The organism is Curvibacter sp. AEP1-3 (genome assembly GCF_002163715.1).
Classification (GTDB): domain Bacteria; phylum Pseudomonadota; class Gammaproteobacteria; order Burkholderiales; family Burkholderiaceae_C; genus Allorhodoferax.
This window is the reverse complement of sequence record NZ_CP015698.1, coordinates 2376692-2395888: the sequence shown is the minus strand read 5'-3', so window position 1 is coordinate 2395888 and position 19197 is coordinate 2376692. Positions and strand designations below refer to the sequence as shown.

At 57.6% G+C, this 19197-nt stretch carries 23 protein-coding genes and 1 tRNA gene; 17 read left to right on the top strand and 7 right to left on the bottom strand.

The window, feature by feature from the left end; all coding sequences use genetic code 11:
* Positions 1 to 185 precede the first annotated feature (185 nt).
* From AEP_RS11100 to AEP_RS11060, 9 genes are read left to right on the top strand one after another with little or no spacing between them, the layout of a single operon-like run.
* Entirely contained in the window at positions 186 to 686 is a 501-nt protein-coding gene (locus tag AEP_RS11100) for an ATP synthase subunit I (RefSeq protein ID WP_087495439.1), read from the top strand.
* A 13-nt stretch (positions 687 to 699) separates the two neighbouring features.
* The gene (gene atpB / locus AEP_RS11095; protein WP_087495438.1) at positions 700 to 1578 is read left to right on the top strand and encodes a F0F1 ATP synthase subunit A; all 879 of its coding nucleotides are present in this window, start codon (positions 700 to 702) and stop codon (positions 1576 to 1578) included.
* Between the two features lie 60 nt (positions 1579 to 1638).
* Entirely contained in the window at positions 1639 to 1887 is a 249-nt protein-coding gene (gene atpE, locus AEP_RS11090; protein ID WP_019429175.1) for a F0F1 ATP synthase subunit C, read from the top strand.
* 36 nt (positions 1888 to 1923) lie between these two features.
* A complete protein-coding gene (locus AEP_RS11085) occupies positions 1924 to 2394 on the top strand; it encodes a F0F1 ATP synthase subunit B (RefSeq protein WP_087495437.1) in 471 nt (156 codons plus the stop codon).
* A gap of 9 nt (positions 2395 to 2403) precedes the next feature.
* Positions 2404 to 2934, top strand: a complete 531-nt coding sequence (locus AEP_RS11080; protein ID WP_087495436.1) for a F0F1 ATP synthase subunit delta — start codon at positions 2404 to 2406, stop codon at positions 2932 to 2934.
* A 48-nt stretch (positions 2935 to 2982) separates the two neighbouring features.
* Positions 2983 to 4536, top strand: a complete 1554-nt coding sequence (gene atpA / locus AEP_RS11075) for a F0F1 ATP synthase subunit alpha (protein ID WP_087495435.1) — start codon at positions 2983 to 2985, stop codon at positions 4534 to 4536.
* A 29-nt stretch (positions 4537 to 4565) separates the two neighbouring features.
* Positions 4566 to 5444 carry a F0F1 ATP synthase subunit gamma gene (gene atpG, locus AEP_RS11070; protein WP_087495434.1) on the top strand — a complete coding sequence of 293 codons (879 nt, stop codon included), beginning with the start codon at positions 4566 to 4568 and terminating at the stop codon, positions 5442 to 5444.
* Between the two features lie 58 nt (positions 5445 to 5502).
* On the top strand, positions 5503 to 6918 hold the full coding sequence (gene atpD / locus AEP_RS11065; protein ID WP_087495433.1) for a F0F1 ATP synthase subunit beta: 1416 nt from the start codon (positions 5503 to 5505) through the stop codon (positions 6916 to 6918).
* Between the two features lie 3 nt (positions 6919 to 6921).
* Entirely contained in the window at positions 6922 to 7338 is a 417-nt protein-coding gene (locus AEP_RS11060) for a F0F1 ATP synthase subunit epsilon (RefSeq protein ID WP_087495432.1), read from the top strand.
* Between the two features lie 65 nt (positions 7339 to 7403).
* Here AEP_RS11060 and AEP_RS11055 read toward each other — a convergent pair whose 3' ends face one another.
* From AEP_RS11055 to AEP_RS11045, 3 genes are read right to left on the bottom strand one after another with little or no spacing between them, the layout of a single operon-like run.
* The gene (locus AEP_RS11055; protein WP_087495431.1) at positions 7404 to 7919 is read right to left on the bottom strand and encodes a TPM domain-containing protein; all 516 of its coding nucleotides are present in this window, start codon (positions 7917 to 7919) and stop codon (positions 7404 to 7406) included.
* Positions 7919 to 8818, bottom strand: a complete 900-nt coding sequence (locus AEP_RS11050; protein ID WP_232459810.1) for a TPM domain-containing protein — start codon at positions 8816 to 8818, stop codon at positions 7919 to 7921. Before AEP_RS11050 ends, AEP_RS11055 begins: the two co-directional genes overlap by 1 nt.
* A 5-nt stretch (positions 8819 to 8823) precedes the next feature.
* A complete protein-coding gene (locus tag AEP_RS11045) occupies positions 8824 to 9453 on the bottom strand; it encodes a LemA family protein (RefSeq protein WP_087495429.1) in 630 nt (209 codons plus the stop codon).
* An 83-nt stretch (positions 9454 to 9536) separates the two neighbouring features.
* On the opposite strand from AEP_RS11045, the gene AEP_RS11040 reads away from it, so the two are divergent.
* Genes AEP_RS11040 through AEP_RS11030 form a run of 3 tightly spaced genes read left to right on the top strand, consistent with a single transcriptional unit; the run spans position 9537 to position 11559 of the window.
* A complete protein-coding gene (locus AEP_RS11040; protein ID WP_087495428.1) occupies positions 9537 to 9992 on the top strand; it encodes a YybH family protein in 456 nt (151 codons plus the stop codon).
* A 38-nt stretch (positions 9993 to 10030) separates the two neighbouring features.
* Positions 10031 to 11014 (top strand): YheT family hydrolase, encoded by a 984-nt coding sequence (locus AEP_RS11035; RefSeq protein ID WP_087497291.1) that lies wholly within the window; start codon positions 10031 to 10033, stop codon positions 11012 to 11014.
* 2 nt (positions 11015 to 11016) lie between these two features.
* Positions 11017 to 11559 carry a DUF2946 family protein gene (locus AEP_RS11030; RefSeq protein WP_087495427.1) on the top strand — a complete coding sequence of 181 codons (543 nt, stop codon included), beginning with the start codon at positions 11017 to 11019 and terminating at the stop codon, positions 11557 to 11559.
* A 97-nt stretch (positions 11560 to 11656) separates the two neighbouring features.
* Here AEP_RS11030 and AEP_RS11025 read toward each other — a convergent pair whose 3' ends face one another.
* The gene (locus AEP_RS11025) at positions 11657 to 12181 is read right to left on the bottom strand and encodes a c-type cytochrome (RefSeq protein ID WP_087495426.1); all 525 of its coding nucleotides are present in this window, start codon (positions 12179 to 12181) and stop codon (positions 11657 to 11659) included.
* An 88-nt stretch (positions 12182 to 12269) separates the two neighbouring features.
* Between AEP_RS11025 and AEP_RS11020 the strand changes: the two genes are divergently transcribed.
* Positions 12270 to 12345 (top strand) — tRNA-Arg (locus tag AEP_RS11020).
* 52 nt (positions 12346 to 12397) lie between these two features.
* On the opposite strand, the gene AEP_RS11015 is transcribed toward AEP_RS11020, so the two are convergent.
* The 3 genes from AEP_RS11015 to pobA form a co-directional block, all read right to left on the bottom strand.
* Entirely contained in the window at positions 12398 to 13042 is a 645-nt protein-coding gene (locus tag AEP_RS11015) for a glycine zipper 2TM domain-containing protein (RefSeq protein ID WP_087495425.1), read from the bottom strand.
* Between the two features lie 178 nt (positions 13043 to 13220).
* On the bottom strand, positions 13221 to 14459 hold the full coding sequence (locus AEP_RS11010) for an EAL and HDOD domain-containing protein (protein ID WP_087495424.1): 1239 nt from the start codon (positions 14457 to 14459) through the stop codon (positions 13221 to 13223).
* A gap of 91 nt (positions 14460 to 14550) precedes the next feature.
* A complete protein-coding gene (gene pobA, locus AEP_RS11005) occupies positions 14551 to 15723 on the bottom strand; it encodes a 4-hydroxybenzoate 3-monooxygenase (RefSeq protein WP_087495423.1) in 1173 nt (390 codons plus the stop codon).
* Positions 15724 to 15851: 128 nt separating this feature from the next.
* Here pobA and AEP_RS11000 point away from each other — a divergent pair, with 128 nt between their 5' ends.
* The 4 genes from AEP_RS11000 (at position 15852) to AEP_RS10985 (ending at position 19133) form a co-directional block, all read left to right on the top strand.
* Complete coding sequence (locus AEP_RS11000; protein ID WP_087497290.1) at positions 15852 to 16667, top strand: IclR family transcriptional regulator domain-containing protein; 816 nt, start codon at positions 15852 to 15854, stop codon at positions 16665 to 16667.
* 131 nt (positions 16668 to 16798) lie between these two features.
* A complete protein-coding gene (locus AEP_RS10995) occupies positions 16799 to 17011 on the top strand; it encodes a hypothetical protein (protein WP_087495422.1) in 213 nt (70 codons plus the stop codon).
* Between the two features lie 190 nt (positions 17012 to 17201).
* Positions 17202 to 17837, top strand: coding sequence for a response regulator (locus AEP_RS10990; RefSeq protein WP_157673137.1), 636 nt, complete (start codon positions 17202 to 17204; stop codon positions 17835 to 17837).
* Positions 17838 to 17885: 48 nt separating this feature from the next.
* Positions 17886 to 19133, top strand: a complete 1248-nt coding sequence (locus AEP_RS10985; protein ID WP_087495420.1) for a DEAD/DEAH box helicase — start codon at positions 17886 to 17888, stop codon at positions 19131 to 19133.
* Positions 19134 to 19197 lie beyond the last annotated feature (64 nt).

Sequence of the window (19197 nt, the reverse complement as noted above, 5' to 3'; positions counted from 1 at the left end):
AGCGCCAGGCAACCGTGTTTGCGCATTATCGTCGCCGCGGTTTTGCCTGCGTGGCGCCTGACTGCGCATCCTTACAGAGAACTGATGCTGTGGGGATTTCGCGGATTTGCTGGTGAAAGCGGGTTTCTACGTATAATCAGAGGCTGTGCATTGAACTGGGTAGCAGTCTGAGCGCGAATTTGACAATGACAAACACGCACGCAGCCCCTGTTTCCGCAGACTCTGACAACCCAGATGGGGGGTCGGATGAGGAGTTCAAGCCCCTGACGGCTGAAGAAGCCCGGCAATGGCGCCAGCGCAACCCTCCGGTATCCCCTTGGCGGGTCATCGGTATGCAGATTGCAACCGCTCTGGTGGTTGCGACGATTGCGGGTTGGAGCTTCGGTCATGCAGCAGGAGTGTCTGCGGCATACGGAGCGTTGGCTGTGATTGTTCCTGCCATGGTGTTGGCCCGCGGATTGCGCAGGCAAGCATTGTTGAAGGACTCTGGGGCGGCCTTTTTGAGTTTTGTGGTGTGGGAAGTAGTGAAGGTGGTTTTGACGGTGGCATTGCTGCTGGCGGCTCCCAAACTGGTTCCCGCGCTGAATTGGCTGGCCCTCGTGGTTGGCTTCGTGGTGACGATGAAGGTGTACTGGGTAGCCGCGTGGCTGCAATCCAAGCACCGGCATCCCGCTGTAAACCTTTGAATTTTGGTGACATATGGCTTCTGAACACGCTGAAACCCATGCCCCATCTGCTGGTGAGTACATTCAGCACCACCTGCAGCACTTGCAGAAAAACTTTGACTTCGAAAGCGTCAAGCAAACGAGCATTGTTGACTTCAGCCTGTTCAATCTGGACTCCGTCTTTTTCTCGGTGGTCCTAGGTGTTTTGGGATGTTTCCTTTTGTGGAATGCAGCCCGCAAGGCAACTTCCGGAGTTCCCGGTCGTTTCCAGGCGGCTGTAGAAATCCTGTCCGAGATGGTGGAGAACCAGGCCAAGGGCGTGATTCACAATGCCACCAGCCGCAAGTTGATTTCTCCTTTGGCTTTGACAGTGTTTGTCTGGATTTTCCTGATGAACGCCATGGACATGTTGCCAGTCGACCTGATTCCTGCCATCTGGCACAGCGCCGGTCCTGCCATGGGCTTCAAAGACTACATGCGCGTGGTTCCTACCGCTGATTTGTCGACCACATTGGGTTTGTCCTGCTCTGTTTTGTTTGTCTGCCTGGTTTACAACATCAAGATCAAGGGTCTGGGTGGCTGGGCGCACGAACTGATTGCTGCACCTTTCGGTGATCACTGGGCTTTGTATCCCGTGAACTTCCTGATGCAGATGATCGAATACCTTGCCAAAACCGTGTCCCATGGCATGCGGTTGTTCGGCAACATGTTTGCAGGTGAATTGGTGTTCATGTTGATTGCCCTGATGGGTGGCGGCTGGGCGCTGTCGGCAACCGGTGTTGGTTTGGCCATTGGTCACATCGTCGCCGGAACCGTGTGGACACTGTTCCACATCCTCGTGATCACCTTGCAAGCCTTCATCTTTATGATGTTGACGCTGATCTATACCGGTCAAGCGCACGACGCACATTGATGTAACTTTTTCTCTGTTTCGTTTTTCTTTTTCTTTTCCACTAACTTTTAGGAGCTTCTCATGGAAAACATTCTCGGCCTCGTGGCACTGGCTTGCGGTTTGATCGTTGGTCTGGGCGCTATCGGCGCATCTATCGGTATCGCACTGATGGGTGGCAAGTTCCTCGAATCTTCTGCTCGTCAACCCGAATTGATGAACGAACTGCAAACCAAGATGTTCATCTTGGCTGGTTTGATTGACGCTGCGTTCCTGATCGGTGTTGCTATCGCTCTGCTGTTCGCATTCGCCAACCCCTTCGTTCTGAAGTAATCAACGGCCCCTTCACGTTAGAGAAGGAATCAAACCGTGAACATTAACGCTACCCTGTTCCTGCAGGCTATCGTTTTTGCGATCTTGGTGTGGTTCACGATGAAATTCGTGTGGCCCCCGATCACAAAAGCGCTGGACGAGCGGGCACAGAAGATCGCCGACGGCCTTGCTGCCGCCGACAAGGCCAAGGCGGAACTCGCCAACGCCAACAAGCGCGTGGAAGCCGAACTGGCTACATCACGCAATGAAACTGCAACTCGCTTGGCTGATGCCGAGCGCCGTGCCCAGACGATTGTCGAAGAAGCCAAGGCTCGCGCCGTGGAAGAAGGCAACCGCATCATTGCCGCTGCAAAGGCTGAAGCCGAGCAGCAGTCCGTGAAGGCCCGGGACGCTTTGCGTGAACAGGTCGCCGCTCTTGCCGTCAAAGGTGCTGAGCAGATCCTGCGCAAGGAAGTCAATGCTGGCGTGCACGCAGATCTGCTGTCCCGCCTGAAGACTGAGCTGTAAGGGAATCACATGGCTGAACTTGCCACCATCGCCAGGCCTTACGCCGAAGCTTTGTTCAAGGCTACGCAAGCGGACTTGAGCGCTGCAGCTGTGTGGCTGGACGAACTTGCTGAAGTTGCGCGCAACAGCCAACTGCAGCAATTCGCCGGCAACCCCAATAGCTCCAACACTCAAGTTTTTGACTTGGTTGCCGGAGTTATCAAGGCTGCATTGCCTGAGCAGGGAAAGAACTTCCTGCGCACTGTGATCGATAACGGACGCCTCGCAGCGTTGCCGGAAATCGCAGCCCAGTTCCGTGCACTGAAGAACGCCCAAGGCGGCTTTTCTGATGCCGTTGTGTACAGCGCCTTCCCGATCGATGCAGCTGCATTGGCGGAAGTCGCCGCTTCTCTCGAGAAGCGTTTCGGCCGCAAACTCAACCTTTCCGTTGAGTTGGACGCTGAATTGATCGGCGGGATCCGCGTGGTGGTGGGTGACGAAGTTCTTGACACATCCGTCAAGGCCCGTCTGGAACAAATGAAAGTGGCTCTTTCAGCGTAAGGCTTAGCCTTTCGCTGTCAGCCCAACCAAAGAAAGAAGGAAAGAGTCATGCAACTCAATCCCGCAGAAATTTCTGAATTGATCAAGAGCCGCATTGACGGTTTGTCCGCGAGCGCAGACATCCGCAACCAAGGTACCGTGGTTTCTGTGACCGACGGTATCTGCCGCATTCACGGTCTGTCCGACGTGATGCAGGGCGAAATGTTGGAATTCCCCGCCGGTAGCGATGGCTTGCCCACCTACGGTCTGGCATTGAACCTGGAACGTGATTCCGTGGGTTCCGTGATTTTGGGTGAGTACGAGCACATTTCCGAAGGCGACACTGTGAAATGCACAGGTCGTATTCTGGAAGTGCCCGTGGGTCCCGAGTTGCGTGGCCGCGTGGTCAACGCGCTGGGTCAGCCTATCGACGGCAAAGGTCCTATCAACGCCAAGATGACTGACGTGATCGAAAAGGTGGCACCTGGTGTGATCGCCCGCGAATCCGTGAGCCAGCCTATGCAGACCGGCCTGAAGTCTATCGACTCCATGGTTCCCGTCGGCCGTGGTCAGCGCGAATTGATCATCGGTGACCGTCAGACCGGCAAGACTGCCGTGGCGATTGACGCGATCATCAACCAGAAGGGTCAAAACATGACCTGCGTGTACGTAGCGATCGGTCAGAAGGCTTCTTCTGTCAAGAACGTGGTGCGCGCACTGGAACAAGCCGGTGCCATGGAGTACACCATTGTGGTGGCTGCTACTGCCTCTGAGTCTGCAGCGATGCAGTACGTGTCTGCCTACTCAGGCTGCACCATGGGCGAGTACTTCCGTGACCGTGGCGAAGACGCCCTGATCGTGTACGACGACTTGTCCAAGCAAGCAGTGGCCTATCGCCAGGTTTCCTTGCTGTTGCGTCGTCCTCCAGGCCGCGAAGCTTACCCCGGCGACGTGTTCTATCTCCACAGCCGTTTGCTGGAACGCGCAGCTCGCGTGAACGCTGACTACGTGGAAGCGTTCACCAAGGGCGCCGTGAAGGGCAAGACCGGTTCTTTGACCGCATTGCCAATCATCGAAACCCAAGCAGGTGACGTGTCTGCCTTCGTTCCTACCAACGTGATTTCCATCACTGACGGTCAGATCTTCTTGGAAACCTCGTTGTTCAACGCCGGTATCCGCCCCGCTATCAACGCCGGTATCTCCGTGTCCCGCGTCGGTGGCGCAGCGCAAACCAAGCTGGTGAAGAACCTGTCCGGTGGTATCCGTACCGACTTGGCCCAGTACCGTGAACTGGCAGCGTTCGCGCAGTTCGCTTCCGATCTGGACGAAGCTACCCGCAAGCAGTTGGATCGTGGCGCACGCGTGACTGAATTGCTGAAGCAAGCCCAGTACAGCCCCCTGACCATCAGCCTGATGGGCGCTACGCTGTTTGCCGTGAACAAGGGTTTCATGGACGACATCGAAGTGAAAAAGGTGCTGGCGTTCGAACACGGCCTGCATGCTTTCCTGAAGGACAAGCACGCGGCCCTGTTGGCCAAGCTGGAAGCAGACAAGGCAATGGACAAGGATGCTGAAGCTGAGTTGAACGCTGCAATTGCTGCGTTCAAGAAGTCTTTTGCCTAATTCCGACCTGATGACCCAAGGAGCCTTGTATGGCAGCAGGTAAGGAAATACGCGGCAAGATCAAATCGGTGGAAAACACCAAGAAGATCACCAAGGCCATGGAAATGGTGGCCGCATCCAAAATGCGCAAAGCGCAGGACCGGATGCGGGCTGCCCGTCCGTATAGCGACAAGATTCGCAATATTGCTACCAACCTCGGCAAGGCCAATCCGGAATACACGCACGCTTTCATGCAGACCAACGACGCAAAAACCTCCGGGTTTATCGTTGTAACCACAGACAAGGGTCTGTGTGGTGGTATGAACACCAACGTGCTGCGTTCCGTGACCGGCAAGCTGCGTGATTTGCAGGCTGCAGGCGTTTCGGCGCAAGCAGTGGCAATCGGTAACAAGGGCTTGGGTTTCTTGAACCGTGTGGGCGCCAAAGTGGTTTCGCACGCAACCCAGTTGGGCGATACGCCCCACCTCGACAAGCTGATCGGGCCTGTCAAGGTATTGCTGGATGCGTATGTCAAGGGTGAAGTGAATGCGGTGTACCTGTGCTACACCAAGTTCATCAACACCATGAAGCAGGAACCCGTGGTTCAGCAGTTGTTGCCTCTGTCTGCTGCGCAGATGGAAGCTGAATCTCAAGCCAGTGGTTCCAACCACGCTTGGGATTACATCTACGAACCCGATGCGCAAGCGGTGATTGACGATCTGTTGACCCGTTACGTCGAGGCACTGGTGTACCAGGCCGTGGCCGAAAACATGGCGTCCGAGCAATCGGCGCGCATGGTGGCCATGAAGGCTGCGACGGACAACGCTGGAAGCGTGATTGGTGAACTGAAGCTGGTCTACAACAAGACCCGCCAAGCCGCCATTACCAAAGAGTTGTCGGAAATCGTGGCCGGTGCCGCGGCGGTGTAAACCGTACCGCACGGAAGCATCCGAGTTTTTGTTAAAGATTTAATTTTTGGAGCGAAAAATGGCTCAAGCTAACTCCCAAGTCCAGGGAAAAATTGTTCAGTGTATTGGCGCGGTGGTGGACGTTGAGTTCCCACGTGACAAGATGCCCGGCATTTATGACGCGCTGAAGATGGAAGGCTCCACCCTGACGCTGGAAGTTCAGCAGCAGCTGGGTGACGGCATCGTCCGTACCATCGCTTTGGGATCTTCCGATGGCCTGCGCCGCGGCATGATCGTGTCCAACACCGAGAAGCCCATCATGGTCCCCGTGGGCCAGGCTACTTTGGGTCGCATCATGGACGTGTTGGGTGCGCCCATCGACGAACGTGGTCCTGTAGCTTCCGAGTTGACAGCTTCTATCCACCGCAAGGCTCCTACTTACGATGAGCTGAGCCCATCGCAAGAGCTGCTGGAAACCGGTATCAAGGTGATTGACTTGGTATGCCCGTTCGCCAAGGGCGGTAAGGTCGGTCTGTTCGGTGGTGCCGGTGTGGGCAAGACCGTGAACATGATGGAACTGATCAACAACATCGCCAAGGCGCACAGCGGTTTGTCCGTGTTTGCCGGTGTGGGTGAGCGTACCCGTGAAGGTAACGACTTCTATCACGAGATGGCTGACTCCGGTGTTGTGAATCTGGAAGACCTGCCCAAGTCCAAAGTGGCAATGGTGTACGGCCAGATGAACGAGCCACCAGGCAACCGTTTGCGCGTTGCGTTGACTGGTTTGACCATTGCGGAATCTTTCCGTGACGAAGGCCGTGACGTGTTGTTCTTCGTGGACAACATCTACCGTTACACCTTGGCCGGTACAGAAGTGTCCGCTCTGCTGGGTCGTATGCCTTCTGCTGTGGGCTACCAGCCTACACTGGCCGAAGAAATGGGCCGTCTGCAAGAGCGTATTACCTCTACCAAAGTGGGTTCCATCACTTCCATCCAGGCCGTTTACGTGCCTGCCGATGACTTGACCGATCCGTCGCCTGCGACCACCTTCGCTCACTTGGACTCCACCGTGGTGTTGTCCCGTGACATCGCTTCCTTGGGTATTTATCCTGCTGTGGATCCTCTGGACTCCACCAGCCGCCAGCTGGACCCCAATGTGGTGGGTGAAGAGCACTACAACACTGCCCGTGCAGTGCAGGGTACTCTGCAGCGCTACAAGGAATTGCGTGACATCATCGCGATTCTGGGTATGGATGAATTGGCTCCTGAAGACAAGCTGACTGTGGCACGCGCTCGTAAGATCCAGCGTTTCCTGTCTCAGCCTTTCCACGTGGCTGAAGTGTTCACCGGCTCTCCCGGCAAGTACGTGACCTTGGCTGAAACCATCCGTGGTTTCAAGATGATCGTTGCCGGCGAATGTGACCACCTGCCAGAACAAGCGTTCTACATGGTCGGTACCATCGACGAAGCGTTCGAAAAAGCCAAGAAGGTTTAAGTCATGAACACCATCCACGTTGATGTGGTCAGTGCAGAAGAGTCCATCTTCTCCGGTGAAGCCGTCTTCGTGGCGCTTCCCGGTGAGGCTGGCGAGCTGGGCATCAAGCCCCGCCACACGCCCCTGATCACGCGCATCAAGCCCGGCTCGGTGCGCATTCAAAAAGCCGATGGCAGCGAAGAGTTTGTGTTCGTAGCCGGCGGCCTGTTGGAAGTGCAGCCTAACTGCGTGACCGTGTTGTCTGACACGGCCGTTCGCGGCAAGGACTTGGACGAGGAAAAATCCAATGCTGCTAAAGCGGCCGCGGAAGAAGCCTTGAAGAACGCCAAGAGTGAAATCGACATTGCCCGCATCCAATCGGAAATCGCAGTGATGGCTGCAGAGATCTCGGCAGCCCGCAAGTTCCTTAAAAAGAAGTAAGCCCTCGGTTTACCTCCCTCACAAAGCCACCCTTGGGTGGCTTTGTTGTTGTTGGTGGCTCGGTACTATCGGATACTTGGCGTGTCCGAAAGCTCATTCGGGTTGTGTTGGCCGGATGCCAGTGGAAAGTGCGTCTGTAGCGTCTGGCTCACCGCATCGATGGCCGTGCACAATCCAGTCTCCCAGCGGCCCGCCTGCAAACTCTCGCCTAAAGTGCCAATTAACTCTGCCCAATAAGTATCGTCGACCTTGTGCTGTATGCCGCGGTCTGCCACCAACTCTATGGCTCGCTCAGCCAGGCACAGGTAGATAAGGACCCCGTTGTTGTATTCGGTGTCCCATACCCGGAGGCGCGAGAACTCGTCCACGGCGCGCTGGCGTACAAGGGTCTTCATACCCGCAGACTGCAACAGGTAGCTACCTGGCAGCGCTGACTCGATAGAGACCCTGATCTCTCCGCTATGGGTGCGCTCACCCCGGCGAACGTGGGCTGCCAATCGATCACTCAAACCTGAGGGCAACTGCCGCACGGCGTCGTCGGCCCAACGATGGCGAAGCCAACGGATCCAAAGCTGCAACATCACCAGCCTCCTGAGGCGCCACCGCCTCCGAAATTACCGCCACCGCCGGAGCGGAACCCGCCGCCGTTGTCGCTACCGGACCAGCCACCCGTGGGGCCACCGGAATAGCTGCCCGCATTTGCAGAGCCCGATCCGACGCGACTGAGGCTGGAGATCAAGGTCATCAGTAGGCCGGCAAAGCTTGCTAGCAGCGCCAGCCACCAGGTCCTTGTCACTAAGAAAACCACGACCCCACAAGTTACACCGACCAGCACGGAGCCTAATCGTGTCCCGAAGGCCCGGCGGGCCATGGAGCCTGCAATGGCGGACGCAAAAAACAAAAACACGGCCAAATCCATCCATTGAAATCCGGAGCCATTGCGCTGATCGCTCTGCGGCGCAGGAAGCTGCTCGCCACGTATCAGGCCGGATAACTGGTCTACGCCGGCATCCACACCACCCGCAAAATCCCCTTGCTTAAAGCGGGGCGCAATGGTCTGCGAAATCACCCGGCTGGCCAAAAGGTCTGGGATGGCCCCTTCCAGTGTTTTGGCTACTTCAATCCGGATTTTCCGGTCTTGTTTGGCGACCAACAGAAGGAGGCCATCGCCAACGTCTTTCCGCCCCAATTTCCAGATGTCTCCGACACGTTGGGCAAACACCGCTATATCTTCCGGCGTTGTGGTCTCTACTATCAACACCACCAGTTGTGCTCCAGTCTGTTTCTCCAGTGCGGCTAATTTGGATGCAAGCGCCTCACTCTGCACAGCAGTCAACGTGCCTGTTTCGTCAATCACACGCGAAGACAGTTGAGGAACGGGCCGAACGGACTGGGCCAGTGCGCCCATGACAAACACACTCCACAAGAAGGCAGTGCAGACGGCACGCCCAAGTAGACGGGAGGCTAATAATGCCGACAAGGGTTCTACTTCTTGTTGAAGTCGACCACCGGCGGCGCGCTGATGGCCGCCTCATTGGCCACAGTGAAGGCTGGCTTGGGCTGGTAGCTGAAGACCATGGCCGTCAGGTTGCTCGGGAAGCTGCGCGCCAGTACGTTGTATTCCTGCACGCTCTGGATGTAGCGATTGCGGGCTACGGTGATGCGGTTTTCTGTGCCTTCTAATAGAACGCGCAGATCGCTGAAACCTTGATTGGCCTTCAGGTTGGGGTACTGTTCACTCACCACCATCAGCCGGCTGAGCGCTCCGCCCAATTCGCCTTGTGCTTTCTGGAACTTGGCGAAAGCATCCGGATTGTTCAAGGTCTCGGGGCTGACTTGCATGGAGGTTGCCTTGGCCCGTGCTTCGACCACCTTGGTCAAGGTGTCTTGCTCAAAGGCCGCTTCGCCCTTGACGGTGGCTACGATGTTGGGCACCAGGTCGGCACGGCGCTGGTACTGGTTCAACACCTCACTCCATGCCGATTGCGTCTGCTCATCCAAGCGCTGGAAATCGTTGTACCCGCAACCACTCAACAGGAGAGCAAAGGCTAGGGCAACACCGCCCGCAAGTCGATGCAACCAACGTGTGCAACCCGATTTCAAAGACGATTCCATACCCGATCCTCCAGGACAAACATAGCCTCACATCCTACAGCCAGCGTACAGCACAGCCGCCGCAGATGCGAGAGAATCCCACCATGCCAAGACAAAAAGCAAAACTGCATGCCGTGATGGGCGGTACACCCGACGAAGTCGAAGCTGCTTTCTACGAGGCCCTGCAACTGGGTGATCTCGAGAAACTCATGGCTTGCTGGGCCGATGAGGACGATATAGCCTGCATTCACCCTGGCGGCGGCCGCCTGATGGGTGCGGGCACCATCCGCGCGGCATTTGAAGCCATGTTTGCGCATGGTGGCGCCGTGCAAGTGCGCCCGGAACACATACGACGGGTGGACTCCATCGCGAGCGCTGTCCACCATGTGTTGGAGAAGGTCGACATTCTCACGCCTGACGGGCCGAGCAGCGCCCATGTGATTGCCACCAACGTGTATCACAAGACACCGCAAGGCTGGCGCCTCGTAGTGCACCACGCCAGCCCTGGAACACCTGAAGATGCAACGGGTCATATGCACACTTCCCAGGTATTGCATTGAATAGGCACCTAGCGCCCATGAATAATGCGCGAGCAGCTATGAATTATGTAGCGCCAGCCTGGCTCCCCGGGGGTAACCTCCAGACCATCTGGCCGGCGCTGTATTCCAGGCGTGTATTTGGGCCTCACCCTCAATACCGCAGGGAGCGCTGGGATACCCCCGACGACGACTTTGTCGATGTCGACTGGCTCTACTCGTCCGTAAGCAGCGAAGCGCCATTGCTGGTGCTGTTCCACGGGCTCGAGGGCACCTCCCGCAGCCACTACGCCGAAGCCTTCGCTGACTTTGCACAATCGCGCTGCATGGCTTATGCAGTGCCGCATTTCAGAGGGTGCAGTGGAGAGCTGAACCGTGCGCCGCGCGCTTATCACTCTGGCGACTATGAGGAGATCGGATGGGTGCTCCAGCAGTTCCGCAGTCGACATCGCGGCCCCATCCTCGCTGTGGGTGTTTCCTTGGGGGGCAATGCCCTGTTGCGCTGGGCAGAGGAGGCGGGCGACTCTGCCTCGTCAACGGCCATGGCAGTAGCTGCCGTATGTTCTCCGATCGACCTTGCGGCTGGTGGCTATGCCATAGGCCGGGGTTTCAACCGGCTGGTGTACACACGCATGTTCCTGAACACCATGGTGCCTAAAGCACTGCAGAAGCTGGCCCAGTTTCCGGGGCTGTTTGATGGAGACGCGTTGAAGGCTGCACGCGACCTCTATGAATTCGACAACATCTTCACTGCACCACTACATGGCTTCAAAAGTACCGAGGACTACTGGGCCCGAGCATCTGCAAAGCCCCATTTGCACCGGATACGGATACCAGCACTCGTGGTGAACGCGCGAAACGATCCGTTTGTTCCCGCTTGGAGTCTGCCTTCACAGGCAGATGTAGGGCAACACGTGACACTCTGGCAACCGGCTCACGGTGGACATGTCGGTTTTCCGCAAGGACGGGTACCGGGACACGTGCGCACCATGCCGGAAGCCGTAGGGTCGTGGCTATCAGACTCCCTTTCAGGCGGAATGAAGTAGCTATGGACGATATCGTGAAGCAGGCGATGGCCAAATGGCCGAATGTGCCGGATTGTTTTGGATGGCTGGGCTTGGACGGCCGCGGTGATTGGTACCTTCGAGACGACGCCGCACAGGCGGCCGGAGCTTTCACCAGCGGGGCCCAAGGTGCCAAAGGCAGCCGCCTGCAACACGAGAAACTGATTGATTTCATCCAGCGCAACTACGCTGCAGACGCTGATGGTCGCTGGTATTTTCAGAATGGACCGCAGCGCGTATACGTCGAACTACAACACACGCCATGGGTCTGGCGCGTCAGCTCAAGCGGCGAGGTCGCCTCCCACAGTGGCTTGCCTACTCAAGTCTCGGCCAGCTATCTGGACGAGGCGGGTCACCTCTATCTGGCAACTCCACTCGGCATGGGTCTTGTGCACACGGCTGACATGGAGCACGCTGCTGCCATGGTGGAGGCGGGCCATTGGGCCCCGGAGGATGTGAGTCAGGCGACCTTAGAAAGCCGTTTTGGCTTTCTTCGCAGTCCTTCAGCCCGGTTGAAAACAACGTAGAGCTGCTATAAAAAAAGTAGCTGCTCGCGCAAGTTCTACGGGCGCCGGGCACAAAAAAGCCGACATAAAGCCGGCTTTTTTGAAGTGTGTTGAAAGCTTACTTGGCTTCGGCAGCAGGCTTCTTGGGCTCATCGAACTTGGCACCGCCGGCGTTGGCCATGTAGACCACAGCACGGGCAACTTCGTAATCAGAAAAATCACCGCCGCCCTGGGCACCCATGGCACCTTTGCCTTTGATGGCTGAGGTGTACAGAGCTTCAAAGCCGATCTTCACGCGTGCGCCCCAAGCGGCTGTATCGCCGAATTTAGGTGCGCCTGCAGCACCAGTCGCGTGGCACGCAGCGCACTGGGCCTTGAACACTTCTTCACCGCTCTTCATTTCGCGGTTGGCATCGCGGATTTCCACCATGCCGACTTTTTGAATGCGCTCAGCGGTCGCTTTTTCCATATTGACCGCACCAGCCGCGGGTTTGTTGTCAGAAGTGACGTAGTACACGAGCCCGATGATTACGAAGATGGGGATCACAAAAGAGAAGAATGCCGCCAACAGCAATTGTTTGGGCGTTTTGATAGGGCCAGTGTGGTCTTCTTCGTGCCCGGTGGCTTGGCTGTTGTCGCTCATGTGTGTCCTCAAATTAATCGGGGGCTTTCAATCTGGTCGCGATTATAGCGGCCGCCCCTTTGAAAACACCTACAATCCCAGCTCTGTTGCGGCTGTAGCTCAGTGGATAGAGTATTGGCCTCCGAAGCCAAGGGTCGTGGGTTCGATCCCCGCCAGCCGCACCACATCGACATAGGGCGTCATTTGTACGCGCCCGCCCCACACTCCCACCTGCTACTACCTCCAGTGGTGATGTCCCCAGTGCCCGTAGCCGAAATGCAGGTTTACCGGCGGAAAGTAGTAGGGGCGCGGATAGTACGGCTGATAGATCACACGGGACTCAATAACCGGCGCGGGCACGTAGGTTTGCTGCACCACAGGCGCCTGTGGGGTGTATGCCGGATTCGGGTTGTTCACACCCACCGGAGTGACTTGCAACTGCACAGTCGGGCCCGGGTCGTTGGGCATCTGCACCGAATATTGCCGGCCTGCGTACTCGTAAATCACGTTGTAGGCCACCGTCCGGTTTTCATAGAAATTTTGCGTGTTGCAGTTGCGCACCGTCTGCATTTGGGGTGGAGGTGATCCCTCAATGCGGTCGCCAAGTACAGCACCGCCCAAGACACCGATCACCGTGGCAGCCGCATTGCCTGCGCCACGACCCACTGCATTCCCGATGGCGCCGCCCGCAACCGCGCCCATGGCGGCACCGGCCCCTGATTTCTGGGGAATGACTTCAACTTGCTGGTCGGTACACACTTGCCGCGGAGTGGCTACTTGCTGAACGATAGCTTGGGTGGAGATCACCCGTCCGACCTCCTGTGCTCCACTGGCTCCTGCAGCGCAGATCAAGGACAAGGTGAAAAATGTTTTGAATGTCATGGCATGGTGCTCAAAGTGGCGCCCATACTGGATCGGAGGCGTCAATCAACGACGAAGTAGATTTGCTGCCGGGTAAAGTACCTGCGCCGCAAATCAAATCCAGGGCTTAGTTCCATTAACTCCGGGCGGCACCTCGGGGTTTACCGTGGCAATGTAAAGATGCCGGTGGAGTCCACCGTCACTCTGAAAGGCTATCCGCCCACACCAGTGCTTCCATGTGCGCCATGTTGATATGCCGCAGGGAGTAGGGCAGTCGACTGAATGCCACTGAAAACGCGGCCTCATCGTCCGATTCGCAAGCACACACCAGGGCCAGCAATGCACCGAACTTCCCGTCGCCGGTCAATAGGGCGTGCGAGACCGCATCGTCCAGCGCCAGTTGCTGCACCAGATCTTCCATGGGCTGACCCAGCAGGGTATCGATTTGTGACAAAAGCCCCACCAAAAACGCAGCCCCAGCCTCTTCCGCATCCATGCTGTGCTGGGCCAGCAGTTCCATCATTCGTCCTCGAACGACTGCAGCTGTGCCTTGAATGTTGGTATGCGCATGGGTATTGGTGAGGAGCATGGCCGCCCAGCGCACCAGACGGCCATATCCCAGCAGCATGATGGCTTGGCGAATAGACGTGACCTTTTGTCGCATGCCTGAGGAGGCAGAGTTGATGATCCGCAGCAGGCTGACCCCCAAAGCAGCGTCCTTTTTGAGTACGGTTTCCACTTCATCCAGGGGCGCCTCGGCTTGCACCAGTTTGAACAATTGGATGGCACTGGCTTGGCTCGGCGACAGAACCTTGGACTGCACCGTTTCGGGAATGGAAAACCAATAGCCCTGAAATTCCTCAACCCCCAACGCACGCATGGCTTCAAACTGGGTGCTTTCCTCCACTTTTTCCGCGATCAAACTGGCGGGCGTTCGTTGCCTGGCCGCGGCAACCAGTGGCTTGTATTGCTGAACATCGGTGCTCGAGGCATTGAGCTTGACGAAATCCGCCAATGCCTGCCAGGGCTTGTAGACAGGCGCGACCACACTGTGCTTGAAGGCCAGCCTGAAGCCCCTCGACTTCAATGCCACAAGTGCCGGCACCTGCGATGCGATGAAGTCTGCAGCGTGTTGGGGGGCGGGCGCTATCTCGATCACGGTTTTGGCCGGGGTCAGAAAGTCCCATTGCGGCCCCGCCAAGCCCTTGTGGACCGAATGAATAAAGATGTCGTGGTTGCTGGTGGCAAAAGGCGCTGCACTTTGGGCAACCGCATGCAGCGCCAGGGCGACATCGCTGGCCTGTGAATGCCCGGATGCCACAGCCGACCGGTTGAACAGCTCATAAGCCAATACGGAACGCTCCGCGTTCACGATGGGCTGTCTGGCGATGGAAATGCGGTCCAGGACTTCGCCGGGTACCGGGCTGTGGTCAGGCATGATCTGCGTTCTCCCCCTGCATGGGGCTCAGACTAACCCAGACAACGAAAGCAGACAAGCGGCGGGGAGATTCCGCCGCGCTGCAGCCCGGTTACAAGGGCAAGCCGACGTAGTTTTCGGCCAATGCGGTAGACGCGGCTTTGGATTGAACCAGATAGGCCAGCTCCGCATCCTGAAGCTTTTGGCCGATCGCGCCGCCGTCCGGGAAGCGGTGCATCAGGCTGGTGAACCACCATGAAAATCGCTCGCCTTTCCAGATCCGTTGCAGGCAGCGCTGCGAGTAATGGTCGATACCGGCGTTGGAGCGCTCGGCGTAAAACTCGATGAATGCGCTGGAAAGGTACTTCACATCAGTGGCCGCCAGATTCAGCCCCTTGGCCCCGGTGGGGGGAACAATGTGCGCCGCATCGCCGGCCAGGAACATGCGGCCGAAACGCATGGGTTCGGCGACAAAGCTCCGTAGGGGCGCAATGCTCTTCTCCAGAGAGGGGCCGGTGACCAATGTCTCACGTGCTTCTGGGTCCAGACGTTGTCGCAGCTCGTGCCAGAAGGCTTCGTCCGACCAGTTCTCCGCCTTTTCGGTCAGGGGCACTTGCACGTAATAGCGACTGCGCGTCGCGCTGCGTTGAGAGCACAGGGCAAAGCCCCGGGTACTGTTGGCGTAAATCAGCTCATGGTGTACCGGAGGCGTATCTGACAACACCCCCAGCCAACCGAAGGGATACACCTTTTCATATTCCGTCACCGCGCCTTCCGGCACGCTGGCGCGGCATACGCCGTGAAAGCCGTCGCATCCGGCGATGAAATCGCAGTCCAGTGTGTGCCAAGCACCGTCTTGTTGGTAGCGTACCTGGGGGTGCTGGGTATCAAAGTCATGCACCGAAACATCACCGGCCTGGTACACCGTGGGCAGACCCGCTGCCTGCCGGGCGGCCATCAAATCCCGGGTGACTTCTGTCTGACCGTAGACCATGACTTGCTGCCCGCCTGTGAGCGAATGGAGGTCAATGCGGTGGCGCTCGCCGCCGAAGAGCAAATCAAAGCCGGTATGGGGCAGTCCTTCCTGATGCATGCGCGTGCCAACGCCAGCTTCGTCCAGCAAGTCGGTGGTGACTTGTTCCAACACCCCGGCGCGTATGCGCGAGAGCACGTAATCAGCGCTTTGACGCTCCAGAATCACGTTGGCTATGCCTGCTTTGTGCAGCAACTGACCGAGCAAAAGTCCGGATGGCCCCGCTCCAATGATGGCGACTTGAGTCCGCATGTGGTGTCCTTCAAAGAGATGGAAGTGAGCGTAGAACCCGCCGGCTCGGAAGTCACCACACAGATTTCAACTTTGTGCGATTATTGGAATTGATGTGCGAAGGTCGCGCAAAAACAGAGAGTTTCCCCATGCCAAGAACCCCCAAGACGGACCCTGCCTTATCCATCGCCAAAGCAGATCTGATCGCCGGTATGGCCAAGGGCATGGCGGTACTGGAAAGCTTTGACACCGAGCGCCAACGCCTGAATGCCACTTTGGCGGCCCAGCGTGCCGGGATTACCCGCGCAGCAGCACGCCGTCATTTGCTGACGCTGGCCTCGCTGGGGTACCTGGAGAGCGATGGCAGTTATTTCTGGTTGTCCAGCAAGGTGTTACGGTTTTCCGGCACTTATCTGTCATCCGCCCGGTTTCCCCGGGCGGTGCAACCCACGTTGAACCGTTTGGCAGCCCAGACCCAGGAATCGTTTTCCGCCGTGGTGCTGGATGGCAGCGAGGTGGTCATCGTGGCCCGTAGTGGCAATGATTGGCGCAGCTCCGCCACCGGCAAAACCCAGGTGTTGGCCTATGGCCTGCACCTGGGCGCGCGACTGCCGGCCCATGCCACTTCTACCGGGCGCGTCTTGCTGGCGGGACTCAGCCCCGCCGAATTGACCGGGTGGCTGCAGGCCTACCCCTTGCGCAGGCTCACTGCACACACCGTGACCGATGTGCCGACCTTACTCTCTCACATCGAATCGGCTCGCCAAAAAGACTACAGCCTTGCTGTGCAAGAGCACGAGTTGGGGGTGCAGGCCTTGGCAGTGCCCTTGCGCAATGCCGGTGGTCATGTCGTAGGTGCATTGAATGTCGTGGCAGCGCCTCACCGGTGGAGCACGGATGAGTTCATCGCTGCCTTGCTCCCCGTCTTGCAAGACGCTGCTCAAGAACTTCGCGCTTTGGTGTGATCCAAGCACCCAGCACCGGAAATTAGTCGGGATGAGTGCTTAAACCTGGAGATGGCGGGTAATCGTCTGCTTGTTTGAAAGTTGACAAAATACGACGAATCGTTATATTTCAAATACATTGAATTTAACGAATGAAAATCATGCCGCAATCTCGTAAACCAGTGGATCCATTTGTTTCCAGTTTTTGGCTGAATCCAAACGTTTCCTCCCGAATTCCCTCAGGTTTCAAAACTTGCTTGGAAAAACCCATTGAAATCCGCGATCCTGAGCCGGAATATGCGCTGACGGTGCCTGCTGAATTGTCCGCGTTGAACACTCCCGGCGACAAGAGCGAGTGGCATTGAGAACACTTCTCGCTCTGCGAGAGGGTCCTGAAATTCATAAATTACTTGTTTTTGAATTTGTAAACCAAAGGGGCATGCTCTAAATCAGTGTACGGAAAGCCCGAGGACTTGCATAAAATGCAATGGAAGCCCCAAAACTGAGAGATTTAAATTTCAGTGCGGGTTAGTGAACTCCAACAGCAGCCGTACCATGACCAACAGCAGCGATGTCCTGACCACTCAACAAGCCGCCCGCATTCTGGGCTTGTCCACCACCTCGGTGCAGAAGATGGTGATCAGCGGTGAGCTCGAAGCCTGGGTCACACCCGGTGGCCATCGCCGCATTTTCCGTAGCGCCATCGACAAGTTGGTGCAGTCCCGCGGCACCGCAGCGCCCAGCGAATCCGGCGCTCGTCCCATGCGCGTATTGTTGGCAGAAGACGATCCGGTTCAAGTCGCTTACTTTCAGGCATTACTGGCCCGCGGTGGTCATGAAGTGGCCTTGACCGTAGCCGGCGACGCCTCCCAGGCGCTCATCCAACTGGAACGCCAGCGCCCCGATCTGGTGGTGACCGATTTGATGATGACGCCGTTCGACGGATACCACCTCATCAATGCCATGGCGCAGGAGCAGGCCTATCAGTCCATCGAGGTCATTGTGCTTACCGCCTTGACCCGCAAGGAAGTGGACGAGGACGGCCGTTTGCCCAATTGGGTCACTTTGTATCAAAAGCCCTTGCAAGCAGAGCGTCTGCTGGGCTATCTGGATGCGTTGGCCACCCGTTTGAATCGCAACGGTCAATTCATCCACGCGCCTGCACAACCCAAACGCGGCCCTGCCGCTTGAACGGCTGCGGGGGCTCATGCCGCCGTGGCTGCCACTGAGTAACCCTCTATGCCGTTTTCCTCACTGGGCCTGACGCCGGCCCTCGCTGCTGCCATGGTGCAGCAACAGTTTTCCACACCCACACCGGTACAAACGGGAGCCATCCCGCCCGCCGTGGCAGGTCGTGATGTTTTGGTATGTGCCCAAACCGGGTCCGGCAAGACGGCGGCCTTCGCGCTGGCCGTGCTGCAGCGTTGGACGCCACCTGCCGCCTCCGGGGCTCGTCGTCCTCAAGCACTCGTTTTGGTCCCCACTCGGGAATTGGCAGTGCAAGTAGGTGGCGTGCTCAGCACTCTGGCCCTTGCGGCGGGGCTGCCTGCCAAGATCTCGGTGGTGTTCGGTGGCGTGTCCATCAACCCTCAATTGATGGCCTTGCGCGGTGGGACAGACATTGTGGTGGCCACGACGGGTCGCTTGCTGGATCTGGTGGATCACAACGCGCTGCAACTCCAGCACATCCGGTGCCTGGTGTTGGATGAAGCCGATCGCATGCTCGATCTTGGATTTGCGGATGAGCTGGACCGCATCGATGCCTTGTTGCCCAAACAACACCAGAGCTTGCTGTTCTCGGCAACGTACAGCGCGGGGGTCCGGCAGCTTGCCGAATCCCGTTTGCGCGAGCCTGTTGAAATCACCATCAAGCAAGAAGAACAGGCCGCGCCCGACATCACCCAGCGTGCGATCACGGTGGATGCTTCACGGCGCACGCAACTGCTTCGGCACTTGGTGGTGCAAGAGGCGTGGCCCCGGGTCCTGGTGTTTGTGGCTACGAAGTACGCGGCGGAAATGGTGGCAGACAAGCTGCGCCGTGCGGGCCTGCAGGCAGAGCCATTCCATGCCCAATTGAGCCAGGGCAAGCGCACCCAGGTACTGGCGGATTTCAAGGCCAGCGTGGTTCAGGTGGTGGTCGCAACCGATGTGGCCGCCCGGGGTGTGGATATCGCTGGCCTGCCGGTGGTGGTCAACTTTGATTTGCCGCGTTCCGCCACGGACTATGTACACCGCATCGGGCGAACGGCCCGTGCCGGGCAGGCTGGCATGGCGGTGAGTTTTGTAAGCGCTGATACAGCAGCCCACTTCGCGTTGATTGAGAAACGTAATGGCGTGCAAGTGCCCCGTGAGGCTATCCAGGGTTTCGAGCCAGAACAAGTCTTGCCCGTGGTGAGCGCCGATCAGGCGGCTGGTGGCGTGAAAGGGCGTCGACCCAGCAAAAAAGACAAACTACGTGCAGCCGGTCTGCTGCCACCCCTCGCTTGATTGTGGGTTGCTATCGAATTGGTAGCTGCTCCCGCCTATTGAGCACGTGCTAGAGGCATTTTTG

Excerpts from the sequence above, each read along its gene's own strand:
- AEP_RS11100 (WP_087495439.1), top strand. The coding sequence starts at position 186 with ATGACAAACACGCACGCAGCCCCTGTTTCCGCAGACTCTGACAACCCA.
- atpB (WP_087495438.1), top strand. The coding sequence starts at position 700 with ATGGCTTCTGAACACGCTGAAACCCATGCCCCATCTGCTGGTGAGTAC.
- atpE (WP_019429175.1), top strand. The coding sequence starts at position 1,639 with ATGGAAAACATTCTCGGCCTCGTGGCACTGGCTTGCGGTTTGATCGTT.
- AEP_RS11080 (WP_087495436.1), top strand. The coding sequence starts at position 2,404 with ATGGCTGAACTTGCCACCATCGCCAGGCCTTACGCCGAAGCTTTGTTC.
- atpA (WP_087495435.1), top strand. The coding sequence starts at position 2,983 with ATGCAACTCAATCCCGCAGAAATTTCTGAATTGATCAAGAGCCGCATT.
- atpG (WP_087495434.1), top strand. The coding sequence starts at position 4,566 with ATGGCAGCAGGTAAGGAAATACGCGGCAAGATCAAATCGGTGGAAAAC.
- atpD (WP_087495433.1), top strand. The coding sequence starts at position 5,503 with ATGGCTCAAGCTAACTCCCAAGTCCAGGGAAAAATTGTTCAGTGTATT.
- AEP_RS11060 (WP_087495432.1), top strand. The coding sequence starts at position 6,922 with ATGAACACCATCCACGTTGATGTGGTCAGTGCAGAAGAGTCCATCTTC.
- AEP_RS11055 (WP_087495431.1), bottom strand. The coding sequence starts at position 7,919 with ATGTTGCAGCTTTGGATCCGTTGGCTTCGCCATCGTTGGGCCGACGAC.
- AEP_RS11045 (WP_087495429.1), bottom strand. The coding sequence starts at position 9,453 with ATGGAATCGTCTTTGAAATCGGGTTGCACACGTTGGTTGCATCGACTT.
- AEP_RS11040 (WP_087495428.1), top strand. The coding sequence starts at position 9,537 with ATGCCAAGACAAAAAGCAAAACTGCATGCCGTGATGGGCGGTACACCC.
- AEP_RS11035 (WP_087497291.1), top strand. The coding sequence starts at position 10,031 with ATGAATTATGTAGCGCCAGCCTGGCTCCCCGGGGGTAACCTCCAGACC.
- AEP_RS11030 (WP_087495427.1), top strand. The coding sequence starts at position 11,017 with ATGGACGATATCGTGAAGCAGGCGATGGCCAAATGGCCGAATGTGCCG.
- AEP_RS11025 (WP_087495426.1), bottom strand. The coding sequence starts at position 12,181 with ATGAGCGACAACAGCCAAGCCACCGGGCACGAAGAAGACCACACTGGC.
- AEP_RS11015 (WP_087495425.1), bottom strand. The coding sequence starts at position 13,042 with ATGACATTCAAAACATTTTTCACCTTGTCCTTGATCTGCGCTGCAGGA.
- AEP_RS11010 (WP_087495424.1), bottom strand. The coding sequence starts at position 14,459 with ATGCCTGACCACAGCCCGGTACCCGGCGAAGTCCTGGACCGCATTTCC.
- pobA (WP_087495423.1), bottom strand. The coding sequence starts at position 15,723 with ATGCGGACTCAAGTCGCCATCATTGGAGCGGGGCCATCCGGACTTTTG.
- AEP_RS11000 (WP_087497290.1), top strand. The coding sequence starts at position 15,852 with ATGCCAAGAACCCCCAAGACGGACCCTGCCTTATCCATCGCCAAAGCA.
- AEP_RS10995 (WP_087495422.1), top strand. The coding sequence starts at position 16,799 with ATGAAAATCATGCCGCAATCTCGTAAACCAGTGGATCCATTTGTTTCC.
- AEP_RS10990 (WP_157673137.1), top strand. The coding sequence starts at position 17,202 with ATGACCAACAGCAGCGATGTCCTGACCACTCAACAAGCCGCCCGCATT.
- AEP_RS10985 (WP_087495420.1), top strand. The coding sequence starts at position 17,886 with ATGCCGTTTTCCTCACTGGGCCTGACGCCGGCCCTCGCTGCTGCCATG.